At 67.9% G+C, this 24,322-nt stretch carries 19 protein-coding genes and 1 pseudogene; 3 read left to right on the top strand and 17 right to left on the bottom strand.

Annotated features, from left to right (window positions below):
- Positions 1-282, top strand: a pseudogene (locus TVH25_RS13545) (nitroreductase family deazaflavin-dependent oxidoreductase); the annotation flags it as partial.
- Positions 283-599: 317 nt separating this feature from the next.
- The gene (locus tag TVH25_RS13540; RefSeq protein WP_296549706.1) at positions 600-1,106 is read left to right on the top strand and encodes a hypothetical protein; all 507 of its coding nucleotides are present in this window, start codon (positions 600-602) and stop codon (positions 1,104-1,106) included.
- An 85-nt stretch (positions 1,107-1,191) separates the two neighbouring features.
- On the opposite strand, the gene TVH25_RS13535 is transcribed toward TVH25_RS13540, so the two are convergent.
- A complete protein-coding gene (locus TVH25_RS13535; RefSeq protein WP_422424421.1) occupies positions 1,192-2,403 on the bottom strand; it encodes an NAD(P)/FAD-dependent oxidoreductase in 1,212 nt (403 codons plus the stop codon).
- A gap of 103 nt (positions 2,404-2,506) precedes the next feature.
- Positions 2,507-3,424 (bottom strand): RNA polymerase sigma-70 factor, encoded by a 918-nt coding sequence (locus tag TVH25_RS13530; RefSeq protein ID WP_422424419.1) that lies wholly within the window; start codon positions 3,422-3,424, stop codon positions 2,507-2,509.
- Positions 3,425-3,764: 340 nt separating this feature from the next.
- Between TVH25_RS13530 and TVH25_RS13525 the strand changes: the two genes are divergently transcribed.
- A complete protein-coding gene (locus TVH25_RS13525; protein ID WP_422424426.1) occupies positions 3,765-5,807 on the top strand; it encodes a heavy metal translocating P-type ATPase in 2,043 nt (680 codons plus the stop codon).
- 43 nt (positions 5,808-5,850) lie between these two features.
- Here the strand turns inward: TVH25_RS13525 and nuoN are convergent, their stop codons facing one another.
- From nuoN to TVH25_RS13450, 15 genes are all read right to left on the bottom strand, one after another.
- Positions 5,851-7,452, bottom strand: coding sequence for an NADH-quinone oxidoreductase subunit NuoN (nuoN, locus tag TVH25_RS13520; RefSeq protein WP_296549721.1), 1,602 nt, complete (start codon positions 7,450-7,452; stop codon positions 5,851-5,853).
- Positions 7,452-9,167: an NADH-quinone oxidoreductase subunit M gene (locus TVH25_RS13515; protein WP_169620039.1), complete on the bottom strand. Its 1,716-nt coding sequence runs from the start codon at positions 9,165-9,167 to the stop codon at positions 7,452-7,454. Before TVH25_RS13515 ends, nuoN begins: the two co-directional genes overlap by 1 nt.
- 16 nt (positions 9,168-9,183) lie before the next feature.
- Positions 9,184-11,076: an NADH-quinone oxidoreductase subunit L gene (gene nuoL / locus TVH25_RS13510; RefSeq protein WP_422424417.1), complete on the bottom strand. Its 1,893-nt coding sequence runs from the start codon at positions 11,074-11,076 to the stop codon at positions 9,184-9,186.
- A gap of 60 nt (positions 11,077-11,136) precedes the next feature.
- Positions 11,137-11,436 carry an NADH-quinone oxidoreductase subunit NuoK gene (nuoK, locus tag TVH25_RS13505; RefSeq protein WP_169620041.1) on the bottom strand — a complete coding sequence of 100 codons (300 nt, stop codon included), beginning with the start codon at positions 11,434-11,436 and terminating at the stop codon, positions 11,137-11,139.
- Positions 11,433-12,254, bottom strand: coding sequence for an NADH-quinone oxidoreductase subunit J (locus TVH25_RS13500; RefSeq protein ID WP_422424424.1), 822 nt, complete (start codon positions 12,252-12,254; stop codon positions 11,433-11,435). Before TVH25_RS13500 ends, nuoK begins: the two co-directional genes overlap by 4 nt.
- Entirely contained in the window at positions 12,254-12,802 is a 549-nt protein-coding gene (gene nuoI / locus TVH25_RS13495) for an NADH-quinone oxidoreductase subunit NuoI (RefSeq protein ID WP_169652912.1), read from the bottom strand. The genes TVH25_RS13500 and nuoI overlap by 1 nt, the downstream gene beginning before the upstream one ends.
- Complete coding sequence (gene nuoH / locus TVH25_RS13490; protein WP_169620044.1) at positions 12,795-14,111, bottom strand: NADH-quinone oxidoreductase subunit NuoH; 1,317 nt, start codon at positions 14,109-14,111, stop codon at positions 12,795-12,797. The genes nuoI and nuoH overlap by 8 nt, the downstream gene beginning before the upstream one ends.
- Entirely contained in the window at positions 14,108-16,558 is a 2,451-nt protein-coding gene (locus TVH25_RS13485) for an NADH-quinone oxidoreductase subunit G (protein WP_422424414.1), read from the bottom strand. The genes nuoH and TVH25_RS13485 overlap by 4 nt, the downstream gene beginning before the upstream one ends.
- Positions 16,555-18,696, bottom strand: a complete 2,142-nt coding sequence (nuoF, locus tag TVH25_RS13480; RefSeq protein ID WP_422424413.1) for an NADH-quinone oxidoreductase subunit NuoF — start codon at positions 18,694-18,696, stop codon at positions 16,555-16,557. The genes TVH25_RS13485 and nuoF overlap by 4 nt, the downstream gene beginning before the upstream one ends.
- A complete protein-coding gene (gene nuoD / locus TVH25_RS13475; protein WP_296549693.1) occupies positions 18,693-20,018 on the bottom strand; it encodes an NADH dehydrogenase (quinone) subunit D in 1,326 nt (441 codons plus the stop codon). The genes nuoF and nuoD overlap by 4 nt, the downstream gene beginning before the upstream one ends.
- On the bottom strand, positions 20,018-20,737 hold the full coding sequence (locus TVH25_RS13470) for an NADH-quinone oxidoreductase subunit C (protein ID WP_422424412.1): 720 nt from the start codon (positions 20,735-20,737) through the stop codon (positions 20,018-20,020). Before TVH25_RS13470 ends, nuoD begins: the two co-directional genes overlap by 1 nt.
- Entirely contained in the window at positions 20,734-21,288 is a 555-nt protein-coding gene (locus TVH25_RS13465) for a NuoB/complex I 20 kDa subunit family protein (RefSeq protein WP_169620049.1), read from the bottom strand. Before TVH25_RS13465 ends, TVH25_RS13470 begins: the two co-directional genes overlap by 4 nt.
- 91 nt (positions 21,289-21,379) lie before the next feature.
- A complete protein-coding gene (locus TVH25_RS13460; protein WP_169620050.1) occupies positions 21,380-21,739 on the bottom strand; it encodes an NADH-quinone oxidoreductase subunit A in 360 nt (119 codons plus the stop codon).
- Positions 21,740-22,004: 265 nt separating this feature from the next.
- Positions 22,005-22,433 carry a hypothetical protein gene (locus TVH25_RS13455; RefSeq protein WP_169652962.1) on the bottom strand — a complete coding sequence of 143 codons (429 nt, stop codon included), beginning with the start codon at positions 22,431-22,433 and terminating at the stop codon, positions 22,005-22,007.
- Positions 22,434-22,525: 92 nt separating this feature from the next.
- Entirely contained in the window at positions 22,526-23,767 is a 1,242-nt protein-coding gene (locus TVH25_RS13450) for a glycosyltransferase (RefSeq protein WP_422424411.1), read from the bottom strand.
- Positions 23,768-24,322: the final 555 nt, after the last annotated feature.

Below are 24,322 nucleotides of genomic sequence, written 5' to 3'. Positions count from 1 at the left end.
GGGGGGGGGGGGGGGGGGGCGGCTTCGGGCGGGGTGCCCTGGGTTCACAACGCCCGCGCCGCGGGCCACGTCCGTCTGACGCGCAGGTTCCGCAGCCACGACTATTCCGTGCGGGAAATCTCGGCACACGAGGCCGGACCCGTCCTGAAGCACTATGTCGCCGTCGCCTCAGCTACCCGGGATTACTTCCACGCCGAGAAGAACGCGCCCGCGGAAGATTTCGAAGCCGAGGCACACCTGCATCCGGCTTTCGAACTGGGTCCGCCGGAACCGCCGGAGTAGCGCACGTCTCGGTGTGCTCGCCACCGGGCATGGCACGCATCGCGGCAGTCCCGCTCACGGGAGCGGGCCCGGATTCTGTCGGAGGTCCCGTCTAGGGTTGCGCCGTATCGGAGATTGCCTCGCACCTCACCGACACGGAACGGACTCCCACCATGACGCCGCCGGTCATTCCCCCCGCACCCCGAGCTTGTTCCGGCGCTGCCCCCGCACGCCCGGCGCGAGCGCCGGGCGACGGGCTGCCGCGCGGCGCATCTACATGCACTGCGGCCGCCCCCGCCCGCCGGACCCTGATTCCGTTCGGCCGCGACAGTGCGGGCATGCCGGTGTCCTGGGATCTGTCGGCCGGGCGCAATCTCCTCATCGCGCGCGACGAGCGACTCGCCCCGCCCAGCGTCGCCCTCGACCTGGCGGCCATGAACGCCCTGTCGTGTGGCACGCACGACGTGGTCGTGCTCGATCCGCACCGTCGGCACGGCTGGCTGACGGGGCTCGATGCCCGGCAGTCCGCTGCGTGCCTTTCCGCCGTGACACCCGCACAGATGTCCCGGGTGGTCACCGACCTCGCAGCCGGCGTGGTGGTGCGGCCTCGCCTGTTGCTCGTGGCCGACCTCGCAGCAACGGTCGCGGCGCTGGATGCCCGATCCCGTGTCGCGCTCACCGACCTGGCGGTCACGGCACGCGAGCGTCAACTGACGGTGGTGGCGACCACCGCGGACACCGATCCCCGATGGTTTCCCGAGCACCTGATCGACGCGTTCGACGACATCGTCGCGCCGCAGGTGGGCGCCGGGCGGTACCGCGAGCCGAGACTGTGGATGCGCTGACTCCCCTGCCCGGGCCGTGCCATGGCACCCCGGGCCCTCACCGTCGTCCGGTCACGCAACGCGCCGCGCGCCGGCGACCCTTTTGTCAGCGCGTGTCGGAGAACGGAGCGCTGTCCTCTGTGGCGGCGTGAGCAGGGTCAGCGGTACGCGCCTGGGTATCGGAGGGATGCCGGCCGCCTCCCGGCAAGGCAACGGTGCCCGGACGTAGTGCCTCCACGCGAAGGCCCGCCATGGCGGCTTTCAGCCCGAGATCCTTGATCGACAGGGCAATCCGGCCGGCAAATGCTCGATCTTTCGGGGTGTCGTCCCGCTCGTGGAACTGGACGACGCCCGAGCGTCGTCCCAGGCTGATACCGATGCCGTTGAATCCGAGGTCGAGCGTCGCGGGTTCCTCGCCCGCGATACGGCTGAGAACCGTATCGGCCGCGGTGAGTCCCATCGGAAGTGCAGACTGGCATGCCATCCGCACCGGGTCGCCCGAGGGGGCTGCGCAATCTCCTGCGGCGATCACACGATCGTCGTCGATGCTCGTCAGTGTCTCGTCGGTGAGGATCCGGCCGAGCGTATCCGTGCGGAACCCGCTCGCGCGGGCGAGTTGGGGAACCCCGAATCCGGCGGTCCAGACGGTGACCGCGCTGGGCAGAACCGTACCGTCCCCGAGCGCCAACTCATCCGGGCCGACCCGGACCACACGTGCATTCTCGTGGACCTCGACGTGCAGGTTCGACAGACGTTCGTGCGTGGCGCGGCGTGCTCTCCCGGTCAGCACCGGGCCGATGACACCGCTGCACACGAGACGGACCCGACGGCCTTGCTCGGCGAGTTCCCCGGCTGTTTCGAGACCGGTGAGCCCTGCGCCGACCACCGTGATCACCGCCTCGGCGTCGAGCGTGTTCAGGGCGTGCCGAAGGCGCTCTGCGTGCTCGAATTCCGCTACCGGGTAGGCGAATTCTTCGACCCCCGGCACGGTGGCCCGCCGTGTCGCGGTGCTCCCCACGGCGTAGATCAGGTAGTCGTACCCGACGGAGTCGTCGGTGGCGAGATGAACTGTCCGCGTGCGGGATTCGATGCGTGTCACGGTATCGACCAGCAGTTCTGTTCCTTTCCCCAGGAGTGTGCGGTAGTCGCCGGAAGCATGATGGTTTCCGACTGCGAACTGATGGAGCCGGGTCCGTTCGACGAAGTGCGGCCGAGGATTGATCACGGTGACCGCCGCCTTCCGGCTCATGCGACCGGCTGCGGCAGCTCCGGCGTATCCGCCGCCGATCACGACGACGCGGGGGCGTGGCTGAGACATGATTTCTCCGATCCCTACGTGGCTCTGTGTCGAGCCCTCGTCATCGAAGACAAGACAGGATCGGTGTGTGTGACACGGTTGCAGAGAATCGGGCCCGGCGGGTTCACGGTCGTTGCAGGTCGCGGAGCTGCTGCGCGAGCGCGCGTACGTCCGCGACCCGCCCGAGGTGCACGAGTTTGTCCGGGTTGATCACGACCCGGACTGCGCCGATCTTTCCGTCGGCGATGTCGAAAGACATGACCTGCACGATGGCACCGCTGTTGTCGCGCACGATCACACCTGGATGCCGGTTGATGTTTCGAGGCTCGAGCACCATGCCGATCTGCGCCATGGGCGCCACATACGAGGCGAGCAAACGCATGACCTTGTCGTCGCCGACGACAACCCTCCGCACCGCCGGCGCGTTGCCGCCGCTGTCGGCCACAAGGTGCACGTCGGCGGCCAGCAGGTCGCGCATGCCGTCGACGTCACCGTCCTGAAACGCCGTGAGAAATCGCGCGGTGAGCTGTTCGTGGGCATGCGGATCGGCATCGAATCGTGCCGCGCCGCGGTCGACGTGACGGCGTGCTCGCACCGCAAGCTGCCTGCACGCCGCCTCCGATCGGTCGACGATGTCGGCGATCTCGGCAAAACCGAATCCGAATGCTTCACGTAACACGAAGACGGCGCGCTCGAGGGGGGTCAGGCGCTCGAGCAGGACGAGCGCCGCCATCGACACTGATTCCGTCAGCTCTGCCGAGCGCTGCGGATCGTCGTAGGGCTCGTCGAGTATCGGCTCCGGAAGCCACTCCCCCACATACTGTTCGCGGCGCGCGCGGGCCGATTCGAGCACGTTGATCGACACCCTCGTGACGACCGTGGACAGGAACGCTCGAGGCGACTCCGGCAGTGTTCCGGATGCGTCGTATCGCACCCAGGTATCCTGGACGGCGTCCTCGGCCTCCGCGACGCTCCCGAGGATGCGGTAGGCGATGGCGAAGAGCAGTGGACGCAGGTCTTCGAACTCCTCGACGGCAGTCACCTCTGCCCCTCCCGTAGATCCGTGTGTTCGATGACAGCACCCCACCCGGGGTCGGTGCAACGACCCGCAGCCGACGGAGTCGCCCAACCCGTCCCGAGGTCGGCGCTCCGGGCGCACAATCGATCGGAGCGCCGTGCACATCCGCCGGGACTTTCGGTGGCCGTCCGCGCGGTGGCAGATCGATCCGCCGGTCGGGAGGAGACTCATGTCGCATCCGGAACCCGGTCACTCCCATCCGGACTCGGCCACGGCCACGCACGCCGAGCACGTCACCCACGGCGAGCATCCGGCCCACGCGGAACAGGGCGGTCACACCGGACACGCCGACCACGGCGGGCATATGGGACATGCCGGTCACGCCGCGATGTTCCGCCGCCGATTCTGGATCAGCCTCGTCCTGTCTGTGCCCGTGGTCGCATTCAGCCACATGGTCGCCGACCTGCTCGGCTACCACCTGCCGGATTTCCCGGGCGCCTCGTGGATTCCGCCCGTTCTGGGCACGGTGATCTTCTTCTACGGGGGTATGCCCTTCCTCACCGGGGGCTGGGCCGAACTGCGCTCCCGCCGGCCGGGAATGATGCTGCTGATCGCCATGGCCATCACCGTCGCGTTCGTCGCCTCGTGGGTCACCACGCTCGGAATCGGTGGGTTCAAACTCGACTTCTGGTGGGAACTGGCCCTGCTGATCGTGATCATGCTGCTGGGGCACTGGCTGGAGATGCGCGCCCTGGGATCGGCGTCCGGAGCCCTCGAAGCGTTGGCGGCGATGCTCCCGGACACCGCGGAGAAGATCACCGACGAGGGGACCCGCGAAGTCCCCCTCACCGAGTTGTCCACCGGCGATCTGGTGCTGGTGCGCGCCGGAGCCCGCGTGCCCGCCGACGGCACCGTCGTCGAGGGGCGTGCAGAGGTCGACGAGTCGATGATCACCGGCGAATCCAAGACTGTCGCCCGAAGCGCCGGCGACACGGTGGTCGCGGGTACCGTCACCACCGACAGCGCCCTGCGACTGCGGGTCACCGCGGTCGGCGACGACACCGCACTGGCCGGTATCCAGCGTCTGGTTGCCGACGCCCAGGCCTCCTCTTCCCGTGCCCAAGCGCTCGCGGACAAGGCTGCTGCGTTCCTGTTCTACTTCGCTGCCGGCGCGGGCGTGCTGACGTTCCTGATCTGGTCGCTGCTGGGCAACTTCGACGAGGCCGTGGTCCGCACCGTCACCGTTCTCGTCATCGCCTGTCCTCATGCTCTGGGTCTTGCCATTCCACTCGTGATCGCCATTTCCACCACGCGGGCCGCGCAGGCCGGGGTGCTGGTCAAGGACCGGCTCGCGCTGGAACGCATGCGCACCGTCGATGTGGTTCTGTTCGACAAGACCGGCACGCTGACCGAAGGCCGCCCGCGCGTCACGGGGGTCGCCGCCACGGCGGACACCGGTGACGCGTACCTGCTCGCCCTGGCCGCCGCAGTCGAAGCGGACAGTGAACATCCCGTGGCCCGTGCGATCGTGGCTGCGGCCGACGACCGGGTCGCCGCGCCCGACCGTCTGGGCGCCACGGATTTCCGTTCCTTGCCGGGGCGCGGGGTGCGCGCGCTCGTCGACGGCACGGAAGTGATCGTCGGTGGCCCGGCGATGCTCTCGGACCTGCGGTTGTCGGTGCCCGACGACGTCGCCGGAGTCACCCGTGGCTGGGTCCGGCGCGGCGCAGCGGTCCTGCACGTCGTGCTCGCAGGCCGCGTGCTCGGCGCCGTGGCGCTCGAAGATGCGGTCCGCGACGAATCCCGGCAGGCGATCGACGCTCTGCACGCCCGCGGAATCGATGTCGCGATGATCACGGGCGACGCCCGGCAGGTCGCGGAAGCCGTGGCCGCAGACCTCGGCATCGACGAGGTGTTCGCCGAGGTATTGCCCGAGAACAAGGACGCCGAGGTCGCCGAACTACAGCAGCGCGGCCGCACCGTCGCGATGGTCGGCGACGGCGTCAACGACGCACCCGCTCTGGCGCGCGCCGACGTCGGCGTCGCCATCGGCGCCGGCACCGACGTGGCCATCGAATCCGCCGGGGTGGTCCTCGCGGCCGACGACCCCCGGGCGGTGCTGTCGATCATCGAACTCTCCCACGCCAGTTACCGGAAGATGTGGCAGAACCTGGTCTGGGCGGCCGGCTACAACGTCGTCGCCGTGCCGCTCGCCGCCGGGGTACTGGCCTTCGCCGGGATCGCAATCTCACCCGCGGTCGCCGCCATCCTGATGTCGATCTCCACCATCGTGGTGGCCCTCAACGCCCAGTTGCTGCGCCGCCTCGACCTGGACCCCGTGCACCTCGCTCGCACCGGCACACCGGTGTCGCATCACCTGTCCTCGGAGCGCGTGCACCGGCTCTGATCGTCGGGCTCACGACCCGCCGCAGGGGTGATCGTTCGGACCGCTATTGCAGGAATCCGACGGCTTGCTCCGCAAGGGAGAGCACCGGGGAAGGCATGATGCCCAGCAGAACGGTGATGACCGCCGCGAACGCCACCACCGCACCTGTGGACGTGCTCGTCGCCGCGAACTCCGGTGGCGACTCGGGTGGATCGTTGAAGAACATCAGCACGATCACCTTGACGTAGAAGTACGCGGCGATGGCACTGGCCAGTACACCGACGATCACCAACGGGACCGCGCCGCCCGCGACCGCAGCACCGAACACCGCGAACTTCGCGATGAACCCGCTGGTGAGCGGGATACCTGCGAGCGAGAGCAGGAACAACGCGAACACCGCGCCGAGGGCGGGATACCTCCTGCCCAGACCGGCCCACCGGGACAGATCCCACGCCTCGCCGTCCGGGTCGCGGACCAGGCTGACCACCGCGAACACGCCGACGGCACCCACGGCGTAGACGAACAGATAGAACAGTGTGGCCGCCACCCCGACCGCGTTCGAGGCCACGACGCCGGTGAGCACGAATCCCGTATGGCTGATGGCCGAGTACGCGAGCATGCGCTTGACGTCGGTTTGGGTCACCGCCAGCACCGCCCCGACGAGCATCGTCGCGATGGCGACGGCCCACAGGATGGGGCGCCAGTCGTCGCTCAGGCCCGGCACCGCGACGTACAGCACTCGCATGAGGGCACCGAATGCGGCGATCTTCGTCGCGGCGGCCATGAAGGCGGTGATCGGTGTGGGCGCTCCCTGATAGACGTCCGGGGTCCACGAATGGAACGGCACCGCACCGATTTTGAACAGCAACCCGACCGACAGCAGGCCGACGCCGATCAGCGCGACCGTCTCGTCTCCGATTCCCGCCGTGACCGCGTAGGCGATCCCGGGCAGTTGCACCGTGCCCGCGTAGCCGTACAGGAGGGCGATTCCGTAGACGAAGAACGCCGACGAGAACGCCCCGAGCAGAAAGTATTTCAGTGCCGCTTCCTGCGAGAGCAGCCGACGCCGGCGGGCGAGTCCGCACAGCAGGTACAGCGGCAACGACAGGACCTCGAGCGCGACGAACATGGTGAGCAGGTCGCCCGACGCGGGAAAGAGCAGCATGCCGCCGATCGCGAACAGTGCCAGGGGAAACACCTCGGTACGGGTGATTCCCGCCGCGGTCGCCTCACGCTCGGCGACACTGCCGGGCAGCGCGGCGGCTTGGGGTGCGAATGCGTCGGTGCGCCGGGGCGCTCCCCCGCCGTCGGGTTCCGGGAGAGGCGCGGTCTCGACGCCGCGTTCCGCGACGAGCCCGATGGACAGCACCGACACCACCAGGATCGAGCCCTGCAGGAAGAGCGTGACGCCGTCGATCACGACTGCCCCGCCCACCGTCCACCCTCGGGTGCCGATCAGCAGCACGACCGCTACGAGTGCGGCGATCAGTGCACCGAGACTCAGTACGACGTGCGTGACGTATCGCGCCCGGGACGGAACGAAGGCCTCGACGAGCACTCCGAGGACCGCAGCCGCGAATACGAACAGCATCGGCGCGAGCATGCCGTAGTCGATGTCGGGCGCCGGCAACGACTGTGCGAGCGCGGCTCCGCTGTCGGGAAGTATCACTCGTGGGCCCCTTCCTCGGTGCCGTCACCCGAGCCGTGCTCGGCTACGGGACTGTCCGACGGAACGGTCGGCTCGGGTTGGTCCAGGTCGATGGAGATCAGCGTGGCGTCGACCGCGGGTGTGATCACGTCGAGTACCGGCTGGGGGTAGAGACCGAGGAACAGCAGTACAGCGATGAGCGGTGCCACCACGGCGATTTCGCGCGGCACCAGGTCGGTGACGCGGGTGCCGTGCGGTGCGGCGTCACCGGACGTGTCGCCGCGGACCGGGCCACCCATCATGCGCTGGTACAGCCACAGGATGTAGAGGGCGGAGAGGACCAGCGCCACGGTCGCGATCACGGCGGCGGCCTGGTAGCGGGGATACGTGCCGACGAAGACGAGGAACTCGCTCACGAACGGTGCCAGACCGGGAAGCGAGAGCGTCGCCAGGCCCGCGACCAGGAACGTGCCGGCCAGGACGGGAGCCACCTTCTGCACCCCGCCGTAGGCGGCGATCGCACGGGAACCTCTGCGCGAGACCAGGAATCCCGCGATGAGGAACAATGCTGCGGTCGAGACGCCATGGTTGACCATGTACAGCGTCGACCCGGTCTGGCCTTGCGCGGTCATCGCGAAGATGCCGAGCACGATGAAACCGAAGTGCGAGATGGAGGTGTAGGCGATCAGCCGCATCACGTCCGTCTGGCCGATCGCGAGCATCGCGCCGTAGACGATTCCCACGACCGCCAGCGTGACCACCACGGGCGCGAAATACACCGACGCTTCCGGAAACAACTGCAGGCAGTACCGCAGCATGCCGAAGGTGCCGACCTTGTCGACCACCGCCATCATGAGCACCGCGGCCGCCGGGGTGGTCTGCACCGCCGCGTCGGGAAGCCATCCGTGCAGAGGCCACAGCGGCGCCTTGACCGCGAAAGCAACCATGAAACCGAGGAACAGGAAGTTGAGTACGACCGGTGCGACACCGAGATCCCCGGCCGCTGCGGCCTCGGTGATCACCCGGATGTCGAAGGTGCCGAACCCGGGGTCGCTGCCCAGTCCCGCCCGCGCGGTCACCACGTAGAGGCCGACCACGGCGGCGAGCATGACGAGACCACCGAGCAGGTTGTAGAGCAGGAATTTCACGGCGGCGCGCGACCGGGTACCACGGTCGCTGCCCCGGCCTCCGAAACCCGCGATGAGGAAGTACATCGGGATGAGCATGGCCTCGAAGAACACGTAGAACAGCAGCACGTCCAGTGCCGTGAACGAGACCAGCACCATCGATTCGACGAGCAGTATCAGCGCGACATAGGTGTGCGCGGAGCGGGGCCGTGACCGTTCTGCGCGGTCGCCGGACTCACGAGCGTGGGCATATCGTTCGTCGGCGTCCCGTTCGTCGGAGTCACGGCCGTCGTTCCACCCCGCCATCATGAGCAGTGGCACCAGGGCTGCTGTGAGCAGGACGAGCACGAGGGCGATGCCGTCGATGCCGAGCCGGTATCCGGAACCGAAAGACGGTATCCACGGCTGTGATTCGACGAACTGGAAACGGTCACCGGACGGATCGAAGCCGGCAGCCAGCCCGATACCGACGAGCAGGACCGCGACAGCCACCCCGAGCCCGAGCATCCTCGCCCCGGAGGCCATCCGGGCAGGCAGAGAAAAGACGAGCACTGCGCCGATCAGCGGGAGGACCCACAGGATCGTCAGCCAGGGCACGGTGGTCACGAGCGCTTCACCCCCATCACAGTCTCACCAGCATCAGGGCGCCGACGACGATCGTCGCGCCCGCGAACATGTAGAGGGCGTACGACCGGACGAACCCGGTCTGAAGACGACGCAACCGGCGGGACACACCACCGACGACGGCGGCCGTTCCGTCGATCGTGCCGTCGATTCCGCGGCTTTCGACCTCACCGAGCGCACTCACCGCCACCTGCCCGGGTCGCATGAAGACCTCTTCGTTCACGGTGTCGCCGTAGAGGTCCCGGCGGGCGGCAGTCGTGAACGACGACACGTCGACCGGGGCGGATTCCGGCACCGGCCGCGTCGCGTACTGCCGGTACGCCACGGCGACTCCGACGGCGACCACACCGAGAGTGAGCGTCGTGACCAGCCACACCGGCAACCCGCCGCCGTGCGGTGCGACCCCCACCACCGGTTCGAGCCAGTGCTCGAGCGCCCCGCCGGCGACCAGCGCACCGCCCGCGGCCACCGATCCGATCGCAAGCACGATCATCGGCCACGTCATGATCCGCGGTGCTTCGTGCGGTTCGACAGGTTCGTCCCACCGCCGTTCTCCGAAGAACGTCATGATCATGACGCGGCTCATGTAGAACGCGGTCAGCCCCGCGCCGAGCAGCGCCGCACTCCCCAGTACGGCTCCCCCCACACCGCCCTCGGCGAAGGCGACCTCGATGATCTTGTCCTTGGAGAAGAACCCGGAGAACGGCGGAACCCCGATGATCGCGAGGTATCCGAGTCCGAACGTGGCGAAGGTGATGGGCATGACCGTCCGCAGCCCGCCGAATCGTCGCATGTCGGTCTCGTCGTTCATCGCGTGCATCACCGAGCCTGCGCCGAGGAACAACCCCGCCTTGAAGAATCCGTGGGTGAGCAGATGCAGGATCGCGAAGACGCATCCGGCGGGTCCTAGCCCGGCGGCGAGCACCATGTATCCGATCTGGCTCATCGTGGACGCGGCGAGCGCTTTCTTGATGTCGTCCTTCGCGCAGCCGATGATCGCGCCGAACAACAACGTGGCAGCGCCGACGATCACCACGGCGAGCCGCGCGGCGGGCGCGGCCTCGAAGACCGTGTTCGCCCGGACGATGAGATAGACGCCGGCGGTGACCATCGTCGCCGCGTGGATGAGCGCCGAGACGGGAGTCGGGCCTTCCATCGCGTCGCCGAGCCACGATTGCAGCGGCAGCTGTGCCGATTTCGCGCATGCGGCGAGCAGCAGCATCAAGCCCAGCGCGGTGACGATCCCCTCGCTCGCGTCCGGTACGGCAGCGAACACCGTGTCGTAGTCCAGGGAGCCGAAGGTGGCGAACATGATCATGAGCGCGACGAGCAGTCCCATGTCTCCCACGCGGTTGACCACGAACGCCTTCTTCGCGGCCGTCGCCGCGGAGGGCTTGTGCTGCCAGAAACCGATCAGCAGGTACGACGCGAGACCCACGCCCTCCCAGCCGAGGTACAGGACGAGGAAGTTGTCGGCGAGAACGAGCACCAGCATCGCCGCGAGGAACAGGTTGAGGTACGCGAAGAACTTCCGCCGGGCGGCGTCGTGAGCCATGTATCCGACCGAGTAGAGGTGGATCAGCGCCCCCACCCCGGTGATCAGCAGCACGAAACACACCGACAGCTGGTCGATCCGGAGCCCGAAGTCGACCTGCAGCCCGCCGACGGACACCCACTCGAACAGGGTCTGCCCGGTGCTGCGTGCGTCGGCGTCCGTGCCGAGCATCTGCGCGAACACCACCGCCCCGAGTACGAACGACACGAGTGCGGTGCCGCAGCCGAGCAGGTGACCCCACCTGTCGCTGCGGTGCCCCGCGAGTAGTAGTACCGCTGCCCCGAACAGTGGGATCGCGGGGATCAACCAGAGTGCCGACGAGGGGAACGAGTTCATGTCCTGTGTCCTCTCGGCGCGTCGTGGTTCGTCACTCTCACCGTCCTTTGGGGGCGACCGTCAGTATTTGAGAAGATCCGCGTTGTCCACCGAGGCGGAGCGACGAGTCCGGAAGATGGTGACGATGATCGCGAGTCCCACCACCACTTCGGCTGCAGCGACCACCATCGTGAAGAAGGCGAAGACCTGACCGTGCAGGTTGCCGTGCATTCTCGCGAACGTGACGAAGGCGAGATTCGCAGCGTTCAGCATGAGTTCGATGCACATGAAGACGACGATCGCGTTGCGCCGCAACAGCACTCCGGAGGCGCCGATCGTGAACAGCAATGCCGAGAGGTAGAGATAGTTCTCCGGATTCACGGCCGTTCCCCCTCGTCACGGTCAGGCCGGGCCTCCCCTTGCTCCGCGGGGCCCGGGATGCCGAGATCGGCAGGCCCCCAGCCGCGCCCGATCCGCCGCAACAGCGGACCGACGGAACTGTCCGCGAACGAGCCGTCGGGGAGCATCGCCGGAACGTCGGCGGCGTTGTGCCGGGCATAGACGCCCGGTCCGGGCAGCGGAGTCACCCGGCCGCCGTTGCGGAACCGTTCCTCGGAGAGTTCACGCTGGGTGCGCCGCGGCCCGAGCCGTTCCCGGTGCGCGAGCACCATCGCGCCGATGGTCGCGGTGATCAGCAGAGCGCCGGTGAGTTCGAAGGCCCAGACGTAGTCCAAAAACAGCAGTACCGAGAGTTCTTCGACATTTCCGGCTGCGTCGGCGGAGTCGAAGCCGACAAAGCCCGTCACCGCAGCGTTTCCGAGTCCGCCGATCAGCAGCACCCCGAAGCCGATTCCCACCGCGATGGCGAGAACGCGCTGTGCGCGCAGTGTCTCGACCAGCGAGTCCGACGAGTCGATGCCCACGAGCATGAGCACGAACAGGAACAACATCATGACGGAACCGGTGTACACGACCACCTGCACGACACCGAGGAACAACGCTCCCTGGGCGATGTAGAACACGGCGAGCACCACCATGGTCATCGCGAGGAAGATCGCCGAATAGACGGCCTTCGCCGCGCCGACGACGCCGAGTGCACCGATCACCGCGACGGTCGCGAGAATCCAGAACTGCACCCCTTCCCCGGTAGAGGTGCGGGTGAGTTCCTGGGCGAGCAGCATTGTTCCCGGCGCACCCATCACGGTTGCCCTTCCGTCGGAGCCGACGCATCGCTATCGTCCACCGGCGGGACGGTGCCGCGGTAGTAGTCCTCGTCCGCGGCGCCCGGCGACATGGGATGCGGCGCCGGCTGCATTCCGTCCTGGAGCGGCGCGAGAAGGCGATCCTTGTCGTAGATCAGATCGGTGCGGTTGTCGTCGACCATCTCGTAGTCGTTGGTCATCGTCAGGGCGCGGGTGGGGCACGCCTCGATGCACAGTCCGCAGCCGATACAGCGCAGGTAGTTGATCTGGTAGACGCGTCCGTATCGCTCACCCGGCGAATACCGTTCGCTCTCGGTGTTGTCCGCTCCCTCGACGTAGATGGCGTCGGCCGGGCACGCCCACGCGCAGAGTTCGCACCCGATGCACTTCTCGAGTCCGTCCGCGTACCGATTGAGCTGGTGGCGACCGTGGTAACGCTCGGCGGTCGGATTCTTTTCTTCCGGATAGAACTCGGTGTTGGGCTTTTTGAACATGGTCGAAAAGGTCACGCCGAAACCGGCGAGCGGGCCGAGGAATTCAGACATTGCTCTCCTCCTGGGTTGTGGCCGGCGCACTCGCGGGCAGTTGCCCGGGCAAGGGAGGCACCGGGTATCCGCCCATCGTGGGGTCGTGCCGGACGGGCGGCCCGGCTGTGCCGGTGCCGGGGTCGTTTCGGGGGTCGGCCGCACGACGCCAGCGGTACCCGAGGTACCAGAACGACACCGCCGAGACGGCGATGCCCGCGACGACGAGCGATGCGGTGCCGGGCAGGCGTCCTTCGCCGGCGAGAAGAACGATGACGGCGACCACCATCACCCACACCACGGCGATCGGGATGAGCACCTTCCATCCCAGTGCCATGAACTGGTCGTATCGCAGGCGGGGCAGCGTGGCCCGGAGCCACACGAACACGAACAGCACCAGCCAGATCTTCACGACGAACCACAGCAGCGGCCACCATCCGGTGTTCGCTCCGTCCCAGATGCTCAGCGGCCACGGCGCGCGCCAGCCACCGAGGAACAGCGTGGTGGCCAGCCCGGAGACGGTGATCATGTTGACGTACTCGGCAAGCATGAACATCGCGAACCGGAGCGACGAGTATTCAGTGTGGAACCCACCGACGAGTTCGCCCTCAGCTTCGGGAAGGTCGAACGGCGCCCGGTTCGTCTCACCGACCATCGACACGCAGTAGATGAGGAATGCGGGCAACAGCAGCAGAGCGAACCAGATCCCCGTCTGCTCGGCGACGATCCCCGACGTCGACATGGTGCCGGCGAGCAGGAAGACGGCGGCGAAACACAGTCCCATCGCGATCTCGTACGAAATGACCTGCGCCGTCGAACGCAATCCGCCCAGCAGCGGGTACGTCGATCCCGACGCCCATCCGGCGAGCACGATCCCGTACACACCGATCGAGGTGACGGCGAGGATGTAGAGCACGGCGACGGGAAGGTCGGTCAGCTGCAGCGGCGTGCGTTCTCCGAACACGGACACCACGGGACCGAACGGGATGACCGCGAAGGCCATGAGCGCGGGGGCGGTCGCGAGCACGGGCGCAAGCAGGTAGAGGGGTTTGTCCACCCCGCTCGGGGTGATGCCTTCCTTGAGACCGAGTTTGATGCCGTCCGCGACGGTTTGCAGCAGTCCCTTCGGTCCGACCCGGTCCGGTCCGACCCGCATCTGCATCCATGCCATGACCTTGCGTTCCGCGAGGATCAGCACGAGCGTGGTGAGCACCAGGAACGCGAAGACCAGCAGGGCTTTGACGATCACGAGCCACCAGGGGTCGATCCCGAACATCGACAGGTCGACCTCCCGCGCTGTGGGCACGGACCGGTCGGCGGAGATGATCATTGCGGTACCTCCGTATCCGGAAGCGCGGCACGGATACCCACCACGTCACCGGCCGTCGCGGCGAGGTGTTCGTGGACGCCCGCCCCGGGCGAGGCCGTCGGGAGCCAGACCACCCGCTCGGGGAGCGCGTCGATCACGAGCGGCAATGTGATCTCACCGCGTTCGGTGAACACCGTGATCGATTCGCCGTCGCGGGCACCGATCTCGGTGGCCGTCGGCTCCGACAGCCGCACGACCGGTACCCGCGCGGTCCCGGCGAGATTCGGCTCACCGTCCTGGAGCCGTCCCGCGTCGAGCAGCATCCGCCAGGTGGCCAGAACCGCTTCGCCCGGTCCGGGGCGTTCGCGTTCGGTGGAGACGACGTCGGGAAGCGGTGCGTCCGGTGCCGGACGGTCACCCACACGGCCGAGTTCGGTTCGCGCCGAGGCGGTGTCGGACGCACCGAGATCGATGTCCATGGCGTCGGCGATCGCGTGCAGTACACGCTGGTCGGGCATCGAGTCGGCCTGGCGCAGTGCGATTCCGAAGGGTCGTGCCCTGCCCTCCCAGTCGACGAACGTGCCGGACTTTTCGGCCACGGACGCGACGGGAAATACGACATCGGCACGGTCGGTGACCTCACTGCGGCGCATTTCGAGACTGACGACGAACGGCGCGGCGACGAGCGCCGCCCGCGCCGCGTCCGGGTCGGGCAGATCGGCGATCTCCACCCCGGCGACGACCAGAGCGCCGAGATCGCCCGCTGCCGTGGCCTCGAGCATCGCGGCGGTGTCGCGGCCGGGAACGTCCGGAAGATCGTCCGCCGAAGGCAGATTCCATGCCGTCGCGACCTCGCGCCGCGCGTCGGCGTCGGTGACGGCACGGCCACCGGGAAGCAACGCCGGGAACGCGCCCGCATCGAGTGCGCCGCGTTCCCCGGCGCGCCGCGGGATCCACGCCAGGCGCGCACCCGTGGCGTCGGCGAGTCGGGTGGCGGCGGTGAGTCCGCCCGGGGCACCGGCAAGACGCTCCCCTACGAGAACGAGTGCTCCGTCGCGGCGCAGGAGGTCGGTATCGACATCCTGCCGGTCACCCGAGCGCAGCGCGTCGAGCAGTTCCGCCTCGGTGCCGGGTACGCACCCGAGCACGCGGGCCTGCATTTTCTTCGCGCCGGCACCGGCATACGGCGCGACGGTCCAGACCGCGGTGCGCCCGGCCCGGACGGCTTTGCGCAACCGGAGGAACACGATGGGCGATTCCTCTTCGGGTTCGACACCGACCAGGAGCACGACCGGCGCGTTCTCGAGGTCGCGATAGGTGACACCGACGCCGCGCCCCGCGACGCGGGTGGCGAGGAACCGGGTCTCCTCCGCCGAGTGGACCCGGGACCGGAAGTCGATGTCGTTGGTCCGGAGCGCGACGCGGGCGAATTTCGCGTACGTGTAGGCATCCTCCCGGGTGAGCCGCCCGCCGACCAGTACCCCGGCCGCGCCCTGGGCGGCTTTCAGGCCGCGCGCCGCCACCGCCAGTGCCATGGGCCAGGACGCGGGGACGAGTTCACCCGACTCGTCGCGAACCAGCGGACCGGTGATCCGGTCGGGCAGCGTGGCGTACGCGAACGCCCACCGGCCCTTGTCGCAGTTCCACTCCTCGTTGACCTCCGGATCGTCGCCGGCGAGTCGCCGGAGCACCACGCCGCGACGATGGTCGGTGCGCTGTGCGCAGCCGCTGGCGCAGTGTTCGCACACGCTCGGGCTGGACACGAGATCGAACGGCCTCGCCCGAAACCGGTAGGCGGCGCCGGTGAGCGCCCCGACAGGACAGACCTGCACGGTGTTTCCCGAGAAGTACGACTCGAACGGTTCTTCGGTGTAGATGCCGACCTGTTGCCGTGCCCCACGCTCGAGCATGTCGACGAAGGGATCGCCGGCGATCTGGTCCGAGAAGCGGGTGCAGCGCGCGCACAGGACGCAGCGTTCCCGGTCGAGCAGCACCTGCGACGAGATCGCGATCGGCTTGGGGTACGTGCGCTTTTCTTCGATGTACCGGGATTCGGCGCGACCGTTGCTCAATGCCTGGTTCTGCAACGGGCATTCACCACCCTTGTCGCACACCGGGCAGTCGAGCGGATGGTTGATGAGCAGCAACTCCATGACACCGCGCTGCGCTTTGTCCGCCACCGGCGAGGTGGCCTGGCTCCGGACGACCATGCCGTCGGTCACCACGGTGGTGCACGAGGCGAGCGGTTTGCGCTGCCCTTCGACGTCCACCAGGCACTGCCGGCACGCTCCGACCGGGTCGAGCAACGGGTGGTCACAGAAGCGAGGGATCTGCACGCCGACGAGTTCGGCCGCGCGGATCACCAATGTTCCCTTGGGAACACGGATTTCGATGTCGTCGATGGTGACGGTGACCTGATCGTCCGCCGGGGCGGCGCCGACCGGGTCCGTTCCTGGAGCTGAACTCATGAAGTCTCCTCGCGTACTGCGCCGGCGGCGAGTGTGGCGCTGTGCGGATCGAAGGGGCAGCAGCCCTGTTCGACGTGCGCGCGGTACTCGTCGCGGAAGTATCCGATCGACGAGGTGATCGGACTCGTCGCGCCGTCGCCGAGTGCGCAGAACGCCCGGCCCAGGATGTTGTCGGAGATGTCGAGCAAGGTGGCGAGGTCCTCTTCGGTGCCCCGGCCCGCCTCGAGCCGCTCGAGGATCTGCACGAGCCACCACGTGCCTTCGCGGCACGGGGTGCATTTCCCGCACGACTCGTGGGCGTAGAACTCACTCCAGCGCAACACCGTCCGGACCACGCACGTCGTGTCGTCGAAGATCTGCAGGGCACGTGTCCCGAGCATCGACCCTGCGGCGCCGACACTTTCGTAGTCGAGCGGTGTGTCGAGATGCTCGGCGGTGAAGATCGGTGTGGACGATCCGCCCGGAGTCCAGAACTTCAGCTCGTGACCGGAACGGACACCGCCCGCGTACTCGAGCAGTTCGCGCAGCGTGATCCCGAGCGGAGCCTCGTACTGCCCCGGGGTCGTGACGTGCCCGGACAAGGAGAACAGGGCGAAGCCCGGAGACTTCTCGGTGCCCATCGACCGATACCACTCGACTCCGTTGCGGATGATCGGCGGCACGTTGGCGATGGATTCGACGTTGTTGACCACGGTGGGGCACGCGTACAGACCCGCGACCGCCGGGAACGGCGGCCGCAGACGCGGCTGCCCACGACGACCTTCGAGCGAGTCGAGCAGAGCGGTTTCCTCGCCGCAGATGTAGGCACCGGCGCCGGCGTGCACGACGAGATCGAGATCGTATCCCGAGCCGAGGATGTCGTTGCCGAGGTACCCGGCGGCGTACGCGTCGGCGACAGCGGCCTGCAACCGCCGCAGTACCGGAACGGCCTCACCGCGGAGGTACACGAACGCGTGCCGCGCGCGGATCGCGTAGGCCGCGATGATCGCTCCTTCGAGGAGGGCATGCGGAGTGGCGAACAGGAGCGGGATGTCCTTGCAGGTTCCGGGCTCGGATTCGTCGGCGTTGACGACGAGGTAGTGGGGCTTGTCGTCACCCTGCGGAATGAACGACCATTTGGTGCCGGTGGAGAACCCCGCGCCCCCACGCCCGCGCAGGCCCGCGTCCTTGACCGCCGACACCACGGCGTCGGGTTCCATGCCGAGGGCGATCGGCAACGCCTCGTAACCGTGCTGACGGCGGTACGCGTCGAGTGTCCACGCCTCGTCGTCACCCCAGGACCGCGTGAGCACGGGCGTCAGAGCCGTCCCCACGTTCCCGAGATCGCTGTCGGCGCGGGCGTCACCGTCGCGTGGCGCCGGCGGGGCGGCCATCCCGCGATCGCGAGCGACGCGCAGACCGGCCAGCGAGGCGCCACCTGCGGTGCCGCCGGCTTCGAGCGCGCCGTCGCGTTCGTCGGGGAATCCGGCGAGCAACCGGGAGGTGTCGCGGAACGTCGTGAGCGCGGCGCCGCGGGTGGGCTGAGGCGGCCGCCCCGCACGGAGGTCGTCGACGAGGTCGACCGCGGACTCCACGGACGCGTTGTCGAACAGTTCCCAGTTGACGGTCATCGCGGGGGCGAAATCGCAGGCGGCGTTGCATTCGATGTGCTCGAGCGTGATCGCGCCGTCCTCGGTGGTCTCGCCGTTGGCGACGCCGAGATGATCCCGCACCGCTTCGAAGATCTCGTCACCGCCCATGACCGCGCAGAGCGCGTTCGTGCACACTCCGACGTGGTAGGTGCCGGTGGGCTTGCGCCGGTACATGGTGTAGAAAGTGGCAACCGCAGCGACCTCCGCGCCGGACAATCCCAGTTGCCGGGCGCAGAATTCGAGTCCTGCGGGCGTGATGTAGCTGTCCTCGGCCTGGACGAGGTGCAGCAGCGGAAGCAGGGCGGAGCGGCCGTGGGGGTAGCGGCCGATGATCTCGGCGGCATCCTTTTCGAGCCGGGCGAGCACGTCGTCGGGATAGCTCCGGCGTGCACCGGGGCGCACGATCGAGGCGTTTTCCTCCGGTCGCGGCCCGAGCGGAAGGAAGACCGGTTCCTGACCTCCGGTGGGAACGGGTGTGTCTCCCTTGTGGACGTATTCGGTGCTCATCGGTCCACCCCACCCATCACCGGATCGATACTCGCGAGCGAGGCGATCACGTCGGACACCATGCCGCCCTCACACATCGCGGCCACCGCCTGGAGGTTCGTGAACGACGGGTCGCGGTAGTGCACCCGGTAGGGCCGTGTGCCGCCGTCACTGACCATGTGGACCCCCAATTCGCCGCGAGGCGACTCGACCGAGACGTACACCTGGCCCGCGGGCACCCGCAGTCCTTCGGTGACGAGCTTGAAATGGTGGATCAGTCCCTCCATGGACGTGCCCATGATCCGGCGGATGTGCTCGGGAGAATTGCCGAGACCGTCGCTGCCGCGGGTGAGTTGCGACGGCCACGCGATCTTCCTGTCCTCCACCATCACCGGGCCCGGGCGCAGCCGGTCGAGGCACTGTTCGACGATCTTCAGCGACTCCTTCATTTCACCGATCCGGATCCGGTACCTGCCGTAACAGTCGCTGCCGGTGTCGGTGACCACGTCGAATTCGTAGTTCTCGTATCCGCAGTACGGCTGCGCCTTGCGCAGGTCGTGCGGCAGCCCGGTCGACCGCAGGATCGGCCCGGTGACCCCCAGCGCCATGCACCCGGTCAGGTCGAGGTAGCCGATACCCCGGGTGCGCGAGATGAAGATCGGGTTGTCGTCGAGAAGCATCTCCATGTCGCGGATCCTCGAGGGCAGGATCGCCAGCAGATCGCGGATCTTCGGGACCGCGTCGGAGGGGAGGTCCTGGACCAGCCCACCCGGCCGGATGTATGCGTGGTTCATCCGAAGTCCGGTGATGGTTTCGAAGACGTCGAGGATCAGTTCGCGCTCGCGGAAGCCGAACAGCATCGGCGTGGTGGCGCCGAGTTCCATGCCTCCGGTCGCGAGGGCGACCATGTGCGAGGAAATCCGATTGAGTTCCATGAGCATCACCCGGATGACGTCGGCCCGCTCGGGCACGAGGTGGGTGATGTCGAGCAGTTTCTCCACGCCGAGGCAGTACGCAGCCTCGTTGAAGAACGGCGCGAGATAGTCCATGCGGGTGACGAACGTGACGCCCTGCGTCCAGTTGCGGTATTCGACGTTCTTCTCGATACCGGTGTGCAGATAGCCGATACTGCATCGCGCTTCGGTGATGGTTTCGCCGTCGATCTCGAGGACGAGCCGAAGGACGCCGTGCGTGGACGGGTGCTGCGGGCCCATGTTGACCACGATGTGGTCTTCGCCCGCCGCCGCGGCGGCCGTGACGACCTCGTCCCAGTCCTGGCCGGATGCGGTGAGGATGGTGGTGTCGTCACGCGCGCCGCCGGACGTGGCTGCTGTGTCGCTCATCAGCTGTATGCCCTCCGTTCGTCCGGAGGCGCGATGGTGGCGCCCTTGTACTCCACGGGGATCCCGCCGAGCGGGTAGTCCTTGCGCTGGGGATGCCCGGACCAGTCGTCGGGCATCTCGATCCGGGTCAGCGCGGGGTGACCGTCGAACCTGATCCCGAAGAAGTCGTACGTTTCACGCTCGTGCCAGTCGTTGGTCGGATAGATGGCGTAGAGCGACGGGATGTGCGGATCGGACTCGGGCGCAGTGACTTCGAGTCGCACGCGCCGGTTGTGTGTGATGGACATGAGGGCGTACACCGCGTGGAGTTCGCGGCCGGTCTCCTCCGGATAGTGCACCCCGCTGACTCCCAGGCACAGTTCGAACCGCAACGCGGCGTCGTTGCGCAGGGCGAGGGCGACGTGCGGCAGATGCTCTCGGCGGACATGGATCGTCATTTCGTCGCGGAAGACGACGATCTTCTCGACCGCGTCGGCGAATTCCTCCCCCGCGGTGGGCGCGAGCGCATCGTCGAGGGCGTCGGCCACGTCGTCGAAATAGCCGCCGTAGGGCCGGGGCGAACTGCCGGGCAGGGTGATCCTCCGTACGAGGCGCCCGTACCCGGAGGTGTCGCCGCTGTCGCGGGCACCGAACATGCCGCGCCGGACATCGATCTGCTCCCTGCCGGTCTCGGGGCCGATCTGTTCCCGGCCGGCCTCAGTGGGGTGTTCGCCCGTCATCGCCGAGGCACCGTCAACTCGATGAGCGGGCGTGCCGAGAGTGCGGCCTCCTCGGCTGCGCGCACAGCGTCGGCGCGGTTGGCACCGAGGGGCATGTGCGCGATCTTCTCGTGCAGCGCCAGAATCGCGTGGATCAGCATTTCCGGGCGCGGGGGGCACCCGGGTAGGTAGATATCGACCGGCACCACATGGTCGACGCCCTGGACGATGGCGTAATTGTTGAACATGCCGCCCGACGATGCGCACACCCCCATGGAGAGCACCCATTTGGGCTCGACCATCTGGTCGTAGACCTGGCGCAGCGCCGGCGCCATCTTCTGGCTCACCCGGCCGGCGACGATCATGACGTCGGCCTGCCGGGGGGACGCCCGGAAGGCTTCCATCCCGAATCGTGCGAGGTCGTAGCGGCCTCCCGCGGTGGACATCATTTCGATCGCGCAGCACGCGAGGCCGAAGGACGCCGGCCACAGCGAACCCTTGCGTGCGAATCCTGCGAGGGTTTCGACCGTGCTCAGCAGAAATCCGCTCGGCACCTTCTCCTCGAGACCCATGTTCGACTCCTACCACTTGCGTCGTTGGTGTGGATCACTTTCTCGCGCAGCCACTTCGACGACACCGCCCTCGGCCGGTGCGTCACGCGGGCTACTCCCAGGCGAGTCCTCCGCGTTTCCATTCGTAGGCGTACGCGACGAACACATTGACCATGAACAACCCCATCGCGAGCAGTCCGAACACGCCCAGCGCGTCGAAATTCACCGCCCACGGATACAGGAAGACGATTTCGATATCGAAAATGATGAACAGCATGGCCGTGAGGTAGTACTTGACTGGAAAACGTCCGCCTCCGACGGGCTGCGGTGTCGGATCGATGCCGCATTCGTAGGCTTCGAGCTTGGCACGGTTGTAGCGACTCGGCCCGGCTATCGAAGCGACGACCACCGAGAACACCGCGAACGCGACAGCGATCGCTCCCAGCACCAGGATCGGTACATAGACGTTCATCGCCACCTCCGGTTCCGCTGACGTCTCCCGGTCGTGCCGTAGTCACAGAACCTCGGTCCCCGGTGCCCGAGCCCGGCAATCCGGGACAACTCGGTCACATGTGAGCTACCGCACACACACTAGTAGCGTTCGTGCCGCAGTTGTCAGCGATTTCGGATGCAGAATTCCGTCGCGCGTGTCCGCTCGGGAGCGAGGTACGGATGGGGTAGGTTCGTGCGCGCCGTTCGGTACGGAGCGGTCGGTTCGGTATCGGCCCGCGGGCGGTTCAGCGGCCGGCCGGACGCAGCAGTCGTACCACTTCACGCGCGAGCGTCAGTGGATCGATCGGGCGCGTGACGACCGCCTCGGCACGTGACCAGGACGCGAGCCACGCGTCATCGGCTCTGCCTGTGAGCACCACGATCGGTGGGCACGGATCGATCTCGTCCTTGAGCTGTTTCGCGATGCCGAGTCCGCCCGCGGGCGCCGTCTCACCGTCGAGTATCGCGAGGTCGACGTCGCCCGCGTCCATATGTGCGATCACCACCGGCGCGGTGGCCACTTCGAGGTACTCGAGCCGGGGCAGGTCGGGGTGCACCCGGTCTCCGAGCGCCGACCTCAACTGCGCGCGCACACCCGCGTCGTCGCTGTAGAGGAGTATCCGCAGCGGCGCGGAGGGGCTGGTGCTGTCGGGCGCGGCGGTCACGCGCCCGATGCTAGAGGCTCACCGGGCGAGCGGGGTGCATCCGGCGGGCGTCGGGACGCGTGTCGCCGGAGGCCGGTCCGAAGCGCTCGCTGCCGCCGGTCTCACAGTGCTCCCGACCGGGAGGCGCCGGCGCGGACCGTGACGGGTTCGGCGAAGGACTGCCGGACGGCGCGTTCGTAGGCACCGACAAGGTCGACGACGGCCCGTCCCCAGGAATAGCGCGTTTCGGCACGATCGCGCCCCGCGACACCGAAAGCGCCGTGCTGCACCGGATCAGCGATCAGTTCCCGTACGGCCGTAGCGACGGCGTGCGGGGAGCGCGGTGGTACGAGGAGCCCGGTCACCCCGTCGACCACGATGTCGCGCAGGCTCGCGACTGCGGTCGCCACCACCGGGCGTCCGCACGCCATGGCCTCGAGCGCCACGATCCCGAACGGTTCGTACCGCGACGGGCACAGCACCACGTCGGCCGAACGCAACAATGCGGGCATCCTGTCTCGCGTGACGTGCCCCTCCATGTGCACTCGCTCGCGCACCCCGAGTTCGTCGGCGAGCGCGAGCAATCGGTCCGTTTCGTCCGCCGCCGCGTCGTCGTGCGCGGCTCCCCCGGCGATGACGAGTTCGGTGTCGGGCAGCAGCGACAACGCCGTGACGGCGGTGTCGAACCCGTCCTCCGGCGCCGGCCGCCCCGCCGCCACGAGCCGGTACCGTCCACGGGACGACGGGACCGTGCCGAATCCGGCGACGGTGAAGTGGTCGACGTCGACGCCGGACGGGACTACCGACGCCCGTGTTCGTGGCAGACCCATCCGAGACAACTCGAAGACTTGTTCCGAGCACGTCGCGACCACATGATGTGCTCCCTTCGCCAGCACACGTTCGAGCCGCATCCGGCTCGAAAGGTCCATCTCCCCACCGGATTGCAGCGCGGATTCGGCAACGCTGAGGGTGGCGAAGGTCTGCACGGTAGGGAGGGAGAGCGCTCGGGCGGCGAGTTGGGTGGCGATTCCCGATGTCCACGAATGCGCATGCGCGACGTCGGGACGGTGCCGCATCCAGTCCGCTTCCAGGAAGCCTGCGAACGTGCCCATCGTCGGCAGCACTTCGTCTTCCACCAGCGGGGCTGCCGGGCCCGCGGGTACATGGACCACCGTGTATCCGTGAGCTGTGGTGACGCGTTCGGGGAGATCAGGATTGTCGCGCCGGGTGTAGACGGTCACGTCGTGGCCCGCACGGGCGAGAGCGGCGAACAACTCGGCACTATGCGCTTTCCGGCGGTCCGTGTCCGCACGCCCGCAGGTGGCGAGCGGGCTGATGTCGTCGGATACCATCGCGATTCGCATGATCTTCCTCTTTCTTCTTTCGCGTATTCCGGTGGCCGGTCGGAGTCGGCTACTGCTGCCGACCGCGGCCGTAGCGCCGGTGCTCTCGACAGCGGAGGGGCGCCGCCTCCCACTGCGCGAGCGTTGTGTGCATCCGATGCCGAGCTGAAGACGAGCCGGCGACCTGCGCTGATTCGCGCGGTGACTCCGGAGCGCGCATGCTGACGACACGGTCGGCAGGCACGGGGCTCGGGGCTTTCATCCACCCGTCACCGAGGGCGGGAGCCCATCGGGGGCGTGGAGAACACCTCGTCCAGAGTGCGGCGATGAGCCGTTCGAAATACGTCGGATCCATCAGCAGTATCGCTTTCGCCTCGCCGGTGCCAAGCGCGGCACGCGGTGCATTCGATGCGAGGGCGGCGCACTGCTGGACCGACCTATCGGTACCGGACTTGTACCCGCGGTACGGGAGCGCCAAACATGCGACGGGGGGGGGGGGGGCCCGGGTGGGGCCCCCCCCCGGGGGGGGGCCCCCCCCCCCCGGGGGGGGGGGGCGCGGCCCCCCCCCCCCCCCCC

It is taken from the genome of Rhodococcus sp. 7Tela_A2 (assembly GCF_049311045.1).
Lineage (GTDB): Bacteria > Actinomycetota > Actinomycetes > Mycobacteriales > Mycobacteriaceae > Rhodococcus.
The sequence above is the reverse complement of the archived record's forward strand: the minus strand, read 5'-3'. Positions and strand labels throughout refer to the sequence as shown.